Consider the following 12426-nt stretch of genomic DNA (forward strand, 5'->3'; position numbering starts at 1 on the left):
AGTTGATATGAAGAATATGTGGAAAAAGGGTCTGGCCATGCTGACGGCCGCGACCGCACTGGTCGGCATGGCCGCCTGCGGTTCGTCCAACGGTGGGTCCAGCAGTTCCAAGAGCGGCAAGAAGACCGTGGGCTTCGTGGCCGTCGGCCCCGAGGGCGGCTTCCGTACCGCCAACGAGAACGACGTCAAGAAGGCCTTCAAGGCCGCCGGCTTCGATCTGATCTATTCTCCTACCCAGAACAACGACCAGCAGAAGCAGATCCAGGCGTTCAGCAAGTTCGTCAATGACGGCGTCGACGCCATCGTGCTGTCCGCCACCGAGGATTCCGGCTGGGATGACTCGCTGAAGAAGGCCGCCGAGGCCGAGATCCCGGTCTTCACCGTCGACCGCAACATCGATGTCAAGGACGCGAAGGCCAAGAGCGCCATCGCCTCCCACATCGGGCCCTCCAACGAGTGGGCCGGCCAGCAGGCCGCGGAGTTCATGAACAAGAACTTCCCCGATGGGGCCAACGGCTTCATCCTGCAGGGCCCCGCAGGCCTCTCCGTGGTCAAGGACCGCGAGACCGGCTGGAGCGCCAAGGCCAACAAGAACATCAACGTCCTCGAGAAGCAGTCCGCCAACTGGTCCACCGATGAGGGCAAGACCGTGACCGCCGGCCTGCTCGACAAGTACAAGGCCAAGGACCCGCAGTTCATCTTCGCCGAGAACGACGAGATGGGCCTGGGCGCCGCGCAGGCAGTTGACGCCGCCGGCCTCAAGGGCAAGGTGAAGATCGTCACCATCGACGGCACCAAGCCCGGTCTGCAGGCCGTCGTCGACGGTGACCTCTCCGAGGACATCGAGTACAACCCGATCTTCGGCAAGGAGACCGCCAAGGCCGTCAAGGACAAGCTGGACGGCAAGAACGTCCAGAAGAACATCGTCATCGATTCGAAGGTCTTCGATCCCACGGCCGCCAAGCAGGCTCTTGACGCCGGGACCCGTGTGTACTGATCGATTCGGTCTCTGATTGACGCTACGAGGAGCATGGACGGTGTGCAGGTGGATACCCATCACCATGGCGTCCATGCTCTTCTCATGCTCTGATAACCATTTACATTTTCTGTAAGGCAAAAACATGACAGACAAAAAACCCATCGTCGTGATGAAGGGCATCACGATCGAATTCCCGGGTGTCAAGGCTCTGGACAATGTTGACCTTAGTCTTTATCCAGGTGAGGTGCACGCCTTGATGGGCGAGAACGGCGCCGGCAAATCGACCATGATCAAGGCGCTCACGGGCGTCTACAAGATCAACGCCGGCTCCATCACCGTGGAAGGCAAGCCACAACTGTTCAAGGGCACGCTCGACGCCCAGAACGCCGGGATCGCGACCGTATACCAGGAAGTGAACCTCTGCACCAACCTGAGCATCGGCGAGAACGTGATGCTCGGCCACGAGGTGCGCGACAAGATCGGCATGATCAACTGGAAGAAGACGCACGCCAAGGCCGCCGGCTTCCTCGCCGAGATGGGGCTTGGCAGCCTCGACACGCACGCGCCGCTGAGCTCGATCTCCATCGCCATGCAGCAGCTCGTCGCCATCGCCAGGTCGATGGTCATCGACGCCAAGGTGCTGATCCTCGACGAGCCGACCTCCTCGCTGGACGCCAACGAGGTGGAGGAGCTCTTCGCCATCATCCGCAAGGTGCGCGATTCCGGCGTGGCCATCCTCTTCGTCTCCCACTTCCTCGACCAGGTCTACCAGATCAGCGACAAGATGACCGTGCTGAGAAACGGCAAATTCATCAAGGAAGTCGTCACCAAGGACACGCCGCGCGACGAGCTCATCGGCATGATGATCGGCAAGAGCGCCGAGGAGCTGAGCCAGATCGGCACCAAGAAGACCCGCCGCGAGCCCGAGCCCGGCGAGAAGCCGATCGCCTCGGTCCACGACTTCGGCAAGAAGGGGAGCATCAACCCCGTCGACATGGACATCTACAAGGGCCAGATCGTCGGCTTCGCCGGCCTGCTGGGCTCCGGACGCACCGAGCTGGCGCGCCTGTTCTTCGGCGCCGACAAGGCCGACTCCGGCAGCTTCACCTTCAACGGCCACAAGCTCACCGTCGCCGACCCGTCCACGGCCCTGCGCAACAAGATCGCGTACTCCACCGAGAACCGACGCGACGAGGGCATCATCGGCGACCTCACGGTGCGTGAGAACATCCTCATCGCCCTGCAGGCCACCCGTGGCATGTTCAGGCCGATCCCGAAGAAGGAGGCGGACGAGGTCGTCGACAAGTACATCAAGGAGCTCAACGTGCGCCCCGCCGACCCGAACAGGCTCATCAAGAACCTCTCCGGCGGCAACCAGCAGAAGGTGCTGATCGCCCGCTGGCTGGCCACCAACCCCGAGCTGCTGATCCTCGACGAGCCCACCCGCGGTATCGACATCGGCGCCAAGGCCGAGATCCAGCAGGTCGTCATCGACCTGGCCGGCCAGGGCATCGGCGTCATCTTCATCTCCTCGGAGCTCGACGAGGTCGTCCGTCTTTCCGACGACATCGAGGTCCTCAAGGACCGCCACAAGATCAAGGAGATCGAGAACGACGACACCGTCTCGCAGGAGACCATCGTCCAGACGATCGCCAACACAAACGTCAATAGCGGAAAGGAGGAATGATGGCCGAAGAGAAGAAGAACGCGGAGGAGAAGACCTCGTCGTTCAAGAAGCTGCTGTCCTCGAACCTGACATGGTCCGTGGTCGCCTTCATCGTCCTGATCATCATCTGCACGATTTTCGACCATGGGTTCCTTTCGCTGAAATGGAACACCAACACCGGCGGCCTCGCGGGCCCCCTGATCACCATGATCCAGGAATCCGCGCGTTACCTCATGATCGCCACCGGCATGACGCTGGTCATCTCCACCGCCGGCATCGACCTCTCCGTCGGCTCGACGATGGCCGTGGCGGGCGCCGTGGCCATGCAGATGCTCATCGGCGGCAGCAACGTGTGGGTCGCCATCCTGTGCGCCCTGCTCGTCGGCCTGCTCATCGGCTGCGTCAACGGCGCGCTGGTCTCCATCCTCGGCCTGCAGCCCTTCATCACCACGCTGATCATGATGCTCGCCGGGCGAGGCCTGGCGAAGGTCATCACCTCCGGGCAGAACGCGGACGCCAGTTCCATCGCCGGCATCGCGCCCCTGCGCTGGATGGCCAACGGCTTCATCGTCGGCATCCCCGCCAACTTCATCATCGCCATCATCATCGTCGCGATTGTCGGACTGCTCGCCCGCAAGACCGCGATGGGCATGATGATCGAGTCCGTGGGCATCAACCCCGAGGCCAGCCGCATGACCGGCATCAAGCCCCGCAGGATCCTGTTCATGGTCTACGCGATCTCCGGCCTGCTGGCCGCGGTCGCCGGCTTGTTCGCCACCGCATCCGTGATGCGCGTCGACGTGGTCAAGACCGGCCAGGACCTGGAGATGTACGCGATCCTCGCGGTCGTCATCGGCGGCACCTCGCTGCTGGGCGGCAAGTTCTCGCTGCTGGGTTCGGCGTTCGGCGCGATCATCATCGCGATGATCCGCAAGACCATCATCACGCTCGGCGTCGATGCCGCCGCGACCCCCGCGTTCTTCGCGGTCGTGGTCATCATCGTCTGCGTGATGCAGGCTCCGAAGGTCCATAACCTCAGCGCGGAGATGAAACGCAAGAGGGCGTTGAAGGCACAGTCAAAGGCGGTGGCGGCATGAGTGGCGCAACGGCAAAAGCAAAGACAACGGTTCGCAAGTCCGGCGCGGGCAAGTCGCGCCATCTCGATCCGCAGATGATCCCGACCATCGCGGCCGTCGTCATCTTCATCCTCATGCTGATCATGGGCCAGGTGCTCTTCGGCACCTACATCAGGCTTGGATTCATCTCCTCGCTGTTCATCGACCATGCCTACCTGATCATCCTCGCGGTCGCGATGACCCTGCCGGTGCTCACCGGCGGCATCGACCTGAGCGTCGGCGCCATCGTCTCCATCACCTCGGTGGTGGGCGTGAAGATGACCATCGCGGGCACCCCCTCGTGGATCGCCATGATCGCCATGATCGTCATCGGCATGTTCTTCGGCCTGCTGGCCGGCACGCTGATCGAGGAATTCAACATGCAGCCCTTCATCGCCACGCTGTCGACGATGTTCCTGGCCCGTGGCATCTCCTCGATCATCTCGACCGACTCGCTGCCCCTGCCGCAGGACAACAACTTCGACTGGGTGGCCGATCCGATCAAGATCATCGACAACCCCAAGATCGCCAATGACCTGACCTTCAACATGGGCGTGGTCATCGCCATCGTCGTGGTCGTCTTCGGCTACATCCTGCTGCACAAGACCCGCACGGGCCGCACGATCTACGCCATCGGCGGTTCCCGCCCCTCGGCGGAGCTCATGGGCCTGCCGGTCAAGCGCACCAACTACATCATCTACCTCACCTCCGGGACCCTGGCGGCCATCGCCTCCATCGTCTACACGGCGAACATCGGCTCGGCGAAGAACACGACCGGTGTGGGCTGGGAGCTCGACGCGGTTGCCTCCGTGGTCATCGGCGGCACCATCGTCACCGGCGGCTTCGGCTACGTGCTCGGCTCCGTCATCGGCGCCCTGGTGCGTTCCACGATCGACCCGCTGACCTCCGACTTCGGCGTGCCGGCGGAGTGGACGACCATCGTGGTCGGCCTGATGATCCTGGTGTTCGTGGTGCTGCAGCGCGCGGTCACCGCATTCAACAAGAAGGAATGACCGGCCTGACCACCTGTGGTCGGCGACCGGTCGCCAATCCAAGGCCATGTGTGCTCGGCGCCTGAGGGCGCGGGGCACCGGCCCTGGAGAGCAAGCGAAGGGACATGCCCGGTTTCCGGGTGTGCCCCTTCTGCGTTTCCGGCTAGTCACAGGCGGCGGCCTCCGGGCGATACGCGTCATTCCTTGGCATTCCCGGACGCGGATCCGGCGTCCGCCAACGGCACGGCCTAGAATGGATGCAGAACGATTCATCAGCCGTTCCCTCGTCGCGACGCGGCGGCGCGGGACGGCACCAAAGGAAAGGTCGGCAGCGATGAGCGCACAACACGGCAATGACGAAAGACTGATCGTCAACTGCATTCCGGTGGACGAGGCGGACCGGCGGCGGTTCGTCGAGGCTGCGGACGGCGTCGACATCCGCTTCTGCGGCAGCCTCGAGCACTACGGCGACATGAAGGTCAAGGCCCAGATCCCCGAGGACCTGCGCGCCCGGGCGACCGCCGTGCTCGGCAACTTCGACCCCGTGCTGGCGCCGCAGTTCGCCAAACTGGAATGGCTGCAGACCTGGAGCGCCGGCGTCGACGCCTACATCGCCCCGGGCGTACTGCCCGAAGGCGTGCGCATCACCAGCGCCACCGGTGCCTACGGCCAGTCGGTCGGCGAGCACATGATCGCGATGATGTGGGCGCTGATGAAGAACTTCACGCTCTACGCGCGTGACCAGGCGGCGCACCGCTGGAAGGACGAGGGCACCGTGCTCACGCCCGCCGGCGCGACCGCGCTGGTCGTCGGCACCGGCGACATCGGCTCGCATTTCGCCGCCCTCGCCAAGGGCGCCGGCATGCGCACGGTCGGTGTGCGCCGCAGCGCCAGCAAGCCCGTGGACGGCATCGACGAGATGCATGGCTTCGACGAGCTGGACGCGCTGCTGCCGCAGGCCGACGTGGTGGCGCTCTCGCTGCCGAGGGCCGCCGACACCCACCACCTGCTCGACGCGCGCCGGCTCGCCCTGCTCAAGGCCAGCGCCATCGTCATCAACGGCGGACGCGGCGACGCGGTCGACGATGACGCCCTGGCCGACGTCTTGGCGCACGGCGCGATCCGCGGCGCCGGCCTCGACGTCTTCGAGACGGAGCCGCTGCCGGAGGACCATCCGCTCTGGTGCCAGCCTCGCTGCCTGATCACCCCGCACGTCGCCGGCGGCAGCCACCTGGCCAGCAACGACGCGCGCATCATCGACATCGCCGTGGCCAACGTGAGCCGCTACGTCCACGGCGAGCCCCTGCGCGACCAGGCCCACCGCTGAGCTCCTGTGGCACTGGATTCCCAAGCCCCCAGGCTCGGGGACGCCCATTGATGCGAATCCGTCCGGTTCCCTTTCGCGCCGGACGGATTTCCGTATCTCCTAGCCCACTGGCGTCTGCCCGGACAATATGGGAAACCCCAACGCTCGGTATGCCGATGCGTTGGGGTTTTGGATTTCCACACGACGATGAACCGATTGGTTCGCCCCATCGCCGTGCCAGGAAGTGGGGAGCCGGGGCTCAGCGGCCGTAGGCCTCGTCGAGCTGGGCCTCCATGTCCTCGAAGCGGTCGACTGACGGCCTCCACACCGGGTGACCGGCGGCGACCACGAGCAGCGGACGCTCCAGGGTGCGCAGGTCGTCGACGGGGTTCTCGTCGAGCACGAGCAGGTCGGCGGACTTGCCGACCTCGATCGAACCGGTGATGCTGTCGACGCCGATGACCTTGGCGGTCACCTGGGTGCCGGCGTGGAAGGCCTGCGCGGGCGAGAAGCCGGCGAAGCGGTTGAGCAGCTGCATCTCGCGCCAGGTGCCGTACTGCGGCACGAAGGGCATGGCGCTGTCGGTGCCCACGCCCACCAGGATGCCCGCCTCGTGCGCCTGCCTGGCGCCGGTGATCATGCCCTCGACCACCGGCCCGGAGTTCTGCATCTGCACGTCGGTCATGTTGAGCGCCTGCTGGGAGAGCAGCTTCATGGGCAGCCCGGCCGAAAGCGTGGGTTCCAGTGCGCTGTAGCCGCGCAGCGAGTTCGGGTTGTTGAGGAAGAGCTCGGTCAGCTCGTCATCCAGGGCGCAGCCGTGCTCGATGGTGTCGACGCCGGCCTTCAGCGCGCGCAGCACGCCCTCGTGGCTCTGGGCGTGGGCGGCGACGATGATGTCGTTGGCGTGCGCGGTCTCGCAGATCGCGCGCATCTGCTCGGTCGTCATCTGCGGGGCGCCGGCCTCGCCGGGCACCTGGGAGTCGGTGACCCCGCCGGTGGCCGCGATCTTCAGTGCCCGGGCGCCATGGTCGATGTTCGTCTCGGCGGTGGCCCTCGCTTCCTCGGGGGTGCTGCTCTCCAGGGCGATCAGCGGGGCGCCGTGCCCGTCGGGGATCGCCAGCAGCGGCCCGGAGGGAAGGATACGCGGGCCGACGACGCGTCCGCTCTCGATCTGGCGGCTCAGCGTGACCAGCTCATAGCCCACGTCGCCCACGGAACGCACCGTGGTGACGCCCGAATTGAGCAGGGTCATGATGTTGGATTTGCTCGTGGCGTACATGAACGCCCTGCCGGCCGGGTTGTGCAGCAGCTTGGCGAGCTTGCGCTGGCCTTCCGGCGTGCTGCCCTTCGGGTCGAGCGGGCGGCCCTTGGAGAAGGTGTGGACGTGGCCGTTGACCATGCCGGGGGAGACCACCTTGCCGGTGGCGTCGAGGCGGTGGTAGCCCGGAGGCACGATGGTGGAGGAGGAGGGGCCGATCTTGCTGATCCTGCCCAGTCCGTCGACCACGACGGTGGTGTCGGCAAGCGTGCGGCCGTCCTCGTCACCGGTGGCGACGGTGGCGTGCTCCAGGGCGAACGGCTCGATGATGGTGCTACGTGGTGAATGCATGTCCAACTCCCTTGATGGTGGAATGATACGGGAACCCGATGTGCCTCCACTCTACCAGCATGGCGAATGGCCCGGGCGGGTATGGCGGAGGTTGCGCTCAGAGGCGGGGAAGGGCCGGGATGGCCTTCATCGTCAGCAGGACGGCCAGGTAGATGGCGCACAGCGCGATGAAGACGAGGTCGCGGCGGGCCACATGCATGGCGTGCCAGTGGGTGCGGTGGATGCCCTCCTCGTAGCAGCGGGCGTCGAGGGCCAGCGAGAGGTTGTCGGAATGGCGCAGCGCGCCGGCGAAGATGGGCACCACGATGGCGGCCAGCGCGTGGATGCGCCGGGCGGGCGTGCCGGTCTCGATGCTGCCGCCCCTGGCGGACTGGGCGTCGACCACGTCGCGCGCCTCGCCGGCCAGCGTGGGCAGGAAGCGCAGCGCCAGGCTCATCACCAGGGCCAGCTCCTGGGTGTGCAGGCCGAGCCGGCGCAGCGGCGAGAGTAGGGAGCCGAAGCCGTCGGTCAGCGCCGTCGGCGTGGTGGTCTGCAACAGGATGATGCCCAGGACGATGACCAGTCCGAAACGGCCGGTGTAGAGGATGGCCGCCATCACGCCGTCGGTGGTGACCGGCAGGCCTGCGATGGTCAGCAGCGGCCTGCCGGAGCGCACGAAGAGCATGTTGACCACGCCCATCACCAGCAGCAGGGCGACGAAGCCACGCAGCGAATGCCAGAGGTTGCGCGGGCTCAGGCGCGCCGCGGCCGCCATGGCGACCACCATCGCCAGCGTGAGCAGCAGCTGGGGGACGGAGCCGACCATGAACGAGGTGAACATGAGCACCAGGAACACCACGAGCTTCACACGCGGGTCGAGCCGCTGCACCAGCGGCTGGCGGTGATGGGATGTCTTGGCGCCCGGGCCTGAAGGTCGAGCCTGGCGTTCCTCGGCGTCCTTACACTTCGTTCGTTTGCCGCCGTGTGGCGAGGACGGGGATGAAGAGGGGATGGCGGTGGCCGGCTGCGGGGATGCGTCGCCGTGACCGTGCGCGGCCGCCGCGTCGCCGTCGAGCGTGATGACGCGGTCGGCCAGCTGACGGGCCTGGCGCAGCGAATGCGTGACCATGACGATGGTGACGCCCTGGGCGTTGAGCGTGCGCACCAGCGCGTAGATGCGCTCGCTGGCCGCGGCGTCGAGCCCGGCGGTCGGCTCGTCGAGGATGAGGATGCTCGGGTCGCAGGCGATCGTGCCGGCGATGGCCGCCAGCCGCTGCTGGCCGCCCGAAAGGGAGAAGGGGGAGCGGTCCGCCAGATCGGCGATGCCCATGAGTTCCAGCGCGCGCTCGACGCGCTCGTCGACCTGCTGCTGTGTCAGCCCTTGGTTGCTCGGCCCGTAGGCGACGTCCTGGCGCACCGTCTCGGCGAAAAGCTGGCGTTCGGGCTGCTGCATCACCAGTCCCACGGCGCTTCGCAGGGCCTTCTTGCGCTGCTTGGCGTGCTTCTTGCCGCCGCCCAGATCGATGCCGGCCACCTCGAGCCTGCCGGCGCCCGGCTTGCTCAGCGCGGTCATGAGCCGGGTCAGCGTCGATTTGCCGGTGCCGTTGCGGCCCATGATGGCCACGACCTCGCCGCGCTCGATGCGCATGGAGAAGTCGTGCAGCGTGTCGGCGTCCGCCTTGGGGTAGCGGAAGGAGACGTGGTCGAAAAGCACCGCCGGGTCGTCGTCGGGACGCTCCGATGGCTTGCGGGACAAGGAAGGCGATGATGCCGATGGCGCCGTGTCGCCGTTTCCGGCGTTGATGATGACGCCGTCGGGCCTGAGCGTGCCGGTGTCGTTGGCGTTCGTGACCGCCAGCCGCAGTGCGGCCTGCGTGGCGCTCAGCTCGACGAGCCTGCCGCCCTCGACGCTCAGGATGCGGTCGGCCCGCGTGAGCTCCTCCGGCCGGTGGGTGACGTGCACGATGGTGACGCCCTGGCGTTGCAGGGCGTCGAGCACGCTGAGCACGTGGCGCTGCGACTGGGTGTCGAGCATCGCGGTGGGCTCGTCGAGCACGATCATGCGCGGACTCATCGCGAGTATGCCGGCGATGGCGATGCGCTGCTGCTGCCCGCCGCTCATGCGCGAGGGGTCGGCCTCCAGGTAGCCGCCCATGTCGACGGCGTTGAGCGAGGCGTCGACGCGCCTGGTGATGCGATCCGGAGTCAAAGCGAGGTTCTCGGGGCCGAACGCCACGTCGTCGCCGACCACAGTGGTGATGATCTGGTCGGTGGGATTCTGGAAGACCGCGCCGATGCCCTTGCGGGCCCTGCGGAACCGATCGCTGTGCGGGGTGCCGTCCTCGAAGACCGGCTCGCCCAGCAGGGTGACGCTGCCGCCGTCCGGGGCGGTGAGCCCGGCGATGAGGCGGGCCAGCGTCGACTTGCCGCTGCCGTTGGGACCCACCAGGCAGATCCGTTCGCCCTCGCGGATATCGAGGTCGATGCCCTCGAGCACCCAGGTCTCACCGTGGTCATAGCTGAAACGGATATCGTTGAGGCTCACGGCCAGGCCGTTGCCGACCGGGCCGTCGCCGTGTTCGTCGCGATGGCCGTATCCGCCGTTTCCGGGGTCGCCGAAGGCGGCCGAAGCCTGCCCGCGGCCCTGTTCGAGGTCTGCGGGACGGGCGTCGGTCGCCTGTTCGCGCTCGGAGGTCATGTGTGTGGGGGACATCCTTGCCTGTGGTCTCTTGGTTCGGAGTCCGGTCTAGAGCGACCGGTTGAGCAGGTTCGAGATCGGCTTGTAGATGATGAAGGTGACCACGCCGTGGATCGCGAACTTGATGAGGTTGAACGGCAGCAGGATCGGCACCACCATCGCCATCACCTGCGCGGTGGTCATATGCGCGTAGATCGGGGTGATCAGCAGGTTGCCGCCGATGGCCGCGACGAGGCCGAAGACCACGCCGACCAGGATGCCGGCCAGCGCGCCCATGCGGGTGCGGATGCGCTTGTAGACCAGGGCCGCCGGAACGCTCAGGAACACCGAGACCGCGATGGACATGATCGCGCCCCACGGGTTCATGAATAGGTGGGGGATCCAGCTCAGCACGCTGACGATGAAGGCGGCCATCGGCCCGAAGGCGAAGCCGGCGACCAGGCAGATGATGCCGGAGAGGTCGTATTTGAGCCACGGGGTGCCGGGCATGATGGGAAACTCGATGAAGGAGGCCGCCATCGCCAGCGCCACGAACAGGGCGTAGACGGCGATGCGCTGGGTAGACCAACGGCCCTTGTCGGCCACGCCGGTGGAATGCGAGGATTGCGTCTTGTCGCGTCTGCTGGGATCCGTTGGAATTTGGGTATGGGAGATATCGCTCATGATGAGCCTCGTTTCTTTCATCCGGACTGTCACCGTTGGCCTCGGATTCACACCGGATCGACCGCTTTCGCGGCTCGCGGGCTTCGGCTCGCTGTCGTTGTCGACCGACAGTGCCGTTACCGCCAATAAGGAATTTCACCTTCCCTGAAACTGACGGTTCCATCTATACCCGTACGGGTGGTCATCGGTCGATGGATTGTCGTACGGCATATCGTGACGGCATGGGGTCATGGCTTGATTTCGGCTTGATTCCGCCGTTTTGCGGCTTTTGCCGACCCGTTGTCGTCCATCCATCGCGTGGGGGTGCAAGAATGGGAGGCATGACTGAAGATGTGAAATCCAAGGACAAGGCAGGCAAGGCCGCTTGCGCCGAAGTGAGCGCGCGCGGCGATTCGCCGATCGAGAAACTGGCCATCGTCGTGGTCACCTACAAGCGCCAGGAGCTGCTGGCGACGCTGTTCGACTCGATTGAGAAGCTCACCGTGGCGCCGTGGCGCGTGGTCGTGGTCGACAACGAGCACAGCGACAAGACCCACGGCATGGTCGAGGAGTTCTCGGCCCAGCTCAAGGAGCGGTGGGGCGATACGGAAGCCGACGAAAGCGGCAACACGGGCCGTGTGCTCTACGAGCCCCAGGCCGGCAACATCGGCGGCTCCGGCGGCTTCTCCAACGGCGTGAAGAAGGCCTACGAGATCGGCGCCGAATGGTTCTGGGTGATGGACGACGACGTGGCGGTGCTGCCCAACGCCATCGCGCAGCTGGCCAAATGGACGCCGCGCCACGACGTGATCCAGGGCTCCAGGCTCGACTACGACGGCGGCGACTTCTACTGGCAGTATGATTTCATCGTCCCGCTGGGCATCCCCAACCCGATCGCCCCCGCCGCGTTCGGCCCCTCCGGCTACCGCACGATGGACACGATGTGCTTCGAGGGCGGCCTCTTCCGCCGCAACATCGTCGAGAAGATCGGCCTGCCCGACCCCCGTTTCTTCATCTACTGGGACGACACGATCTACGGCTACCTGGCCAGCCTGGTCACCGACCCGATCGTGGTGGCCGACAAGATCATCCGCCGCACGCGCAACATCGGCAACTGGGACATCGCCGGCGTGCGCCAGCTCAACTCGACCTCCGACATGAACCGCTACCACATCATGCGCAACCGCGGCTACATGGCCCGCTACTTCATGGCCCACGGCGACTACCGTCCGGTCCTCTTCGCTCTGGGTACCCTGCTGACCGCCGTCAAGGAGACCATCCGCCTGGTGGCCGTCGACCGCGAGCACCTCAAGAGCGGCCTGGTCCGGATCGCCAAGGGATGGCTGGACTCGCGCAAGCTGCTGCACGACCCGAACTGGGAGCCGATGCCGCCGCTGAAGTGACGGCCGGCCAATAGGCGAACATGGATACCGGCCTTGC

At 65.9% G+C, this 12426-nt stretch carries 9 protein-coding genes and 1 riboswitch; of the genes, 6 read left to right on the forward strand and 3 right to left on the reverse strand.

Annotated features, from left to right (window positions below; all coding sequences use genetic code 11):
• Positions 1-7 precede the first annotated feature (7 nt).
• The 5 genes from PT282_RS03280 to PT282_RS03300 all read left to right on the forward strand — a co-directional run bounded on the left by PT282_RS03280 (position 8) and on the right by PT282_RS03300 (position 6079).
• On the forward strand, positions 8-997 hold the full coding sequence (locus tag PT282_RS03280) for a substrate-binding domain-containing protein (protein ID WP_277168145.1): 990 nt from the start codon (positions 8-10) through the stop codon (positions 995-997).
• Positions 998-1121: 124 nt separating this feature from the next.
• Positions 1122-2666, forward strand: coding sequence for a sugar ABC transporter ATP-binding protein (locus PT282_RS03285; RefSeq protein WP_277168146.1), 1545 nt, complete (start codon positions 1122-1124; stop codon positions 2664-2666).
• Complete coding sequence (locus PT282_RS03290) at positions 2666-3742, forward strand: ABC transporter permease (RefSeq protein ID WP_308201372.1); 1077 nt, start codon at positions 2666-2668, stop codon at positions 3740-3742. The genes PT282_RS03285 and PT282_RS03290 overlap by 1 nt, the downstream gene beginning before the upstream one ends.
• Complete coding sequence (locus PT282_RS03295) at positions 3739-4773, forward strand: sugar ABC transporter permease (RefSeq protein WP_277168148.1); 1035 nt, start codon at positions 3739-3741, stop codon at positions 4771-4773. Before PT282_RS03290 ends, PT282_RS03295 begins: the two co-directional genes overlap by 4 nt.
• A 313-nt stretch (positions 4774-5086) precedes the next feature.
• Positions 5087-6079 (forward strand): D-2-hydroxyacid dehydrogenase, encoded by a 993-nt coding sequence (locus tag PT282_RS03300; RefSeq protein ID WP_277168149.1) that lies wholly within the window; start codon positions 5087-5089, stop codon positions 6077-6079.
• Positions 6080-6317: 238 nt separating this feature from the next.
• Here PT282_RS03300 and PT282_RS03305 read toward each other — a convergent pair whose 3' ends face one another.
• The 3 genes from PT282_RS03305 to PT282_RS03315 form a co-directional block, all read right to left on the reverse strand.
• Positions 6318-7667, reverse strand: a complete 1350-nt coding sequence (locus tag PT282_RS03305; RefSeq protein WP_277168150.1) for an amidohydrolase family protein — start codon at positions 7665-7667, stop codon at positions 6318-6320.
• Between the two features lie 97 nt (positions 7668-7764).
• Positions 7765-10359 carry an energy-coupling factor transporter ATPase gene (locus tag PT282_RS03310; protein WP_277168151.1) on the reverse strand — a complete coding sequence of 865 codons (2595 nt, stop codon included), beginning with the start codon at positions 10357-10359 and terminating at the stop codon, positions 7765-7767.
• A gap of 33 nt (positions 10360-10392) precedes the next feature.
• Positions 10393-11007 (reverse strand): ECF transporter S component, encoded by a 615-nt coding sequence (locus tag PT282_RS03315; RefSeq protein WP_277168152.1) that lies wholly within the window; start codon positions 11005-11007, stop codon positions 10393-10395.
• Positions 11008-11012: 5 nt separating this feature from the next.
• Positions 11013-11163: riboswitch (FMN riboswitch) on the reverse strand.
• A gap of 155 nt (positions 11164-11318) precedes the next feature.
• Here PT282_RS03315 and PT282_RS03320 point away from each other — a divergent pair.
• On the forward strand, positions 11319-12389 hold the full coding sequence (locus tag PT282_RS03320; protein WP_374114135.1) for a glycosyltransferase: 1071 nt from the start codon (positions 11319-11321) through the stop codon (positions 12387-12389).
• The last annotated feature ends 37 nt before the right edge of the window (positions 12390-12426 follow it).

It is taken from the genome of Bifidobacterium sp. ESL0763 (assembly GCF_029433395.1).
GTDB lineage: Bacteria > Actinomycetota > Actinomycetes > Actinomycetales > Bifidobacteriaceae > Bifidobacterium.

What these genes read in the sequence shown, in the direction of transcription:
- PT282_RS03280 (WP_277168145.1), top strand. Translation starts at nt 8, where the DNA reads ATGAAGAATATGTGGAAAAAGGGTCTGGCCATGCTGACGGCCGCGACC.
- PT282_RS03285 (WP_277168146.1), top strand. Translation starts at nt 1,122, where the DNA reads ATGACAGACAAAAAACCCATCGTCGTGATGAAGGGCATCACGATCGAA.
- PT282_RS03290 (WP_308201372.1), top strand. Translation starts at nt 2,666, where the DNA reads ATGGCCGAAGAGAAGAAGAACGCGGAGGAGAAGACCTCGTCGTTCAAG.
- PT282_RS03295 (WP_277168148.1), top strand. Translation starts at nt 3,739, where the DNA reads ATGAGTGGCGCAACGGCAAAAGCAAAGACAACGGTTCGCAAGTCCGGC.
- PT282_RS03300 (WP_277168149.1), top strand. Translation starts at nt 5,087, where the DNA reads ATGAGCGCACAACACGGCAATGACGAAAGACTGATCGTCAACTGCATT.
- PT282_RS03305 (WP_277168150.1), bottom strand. Translation starts at nt 7,667, where the DNA reads ATGCATTCACCACGTAGCACCATCATCGAGCCGTTCGCCCTGGAGCAC.
- PT282_RS03310 (WP_277168151.1), bottom strand. Translation starts at nt 10,359, where the DNA reads ATGTCCCCCACACACATGACCTCCGAGCGCGAACAGGCGACCGACGCC.
- PT282_RS03315 (WP_277168152.1), bottom strand. Translation starts at nt 11,007, where the DNA reads ATGAGCGATATCTCCCATACCCAAATTCCAACGGATCCCAGCAGACGC.
- PT282_RS03320 (WP_374114135.1), top strand. Translation starts at nt 11,319, where the DNA reads ATGGGAGGCATGACTGAAGATGTGAAATCCAAGGACAAGGCAGGCAAG.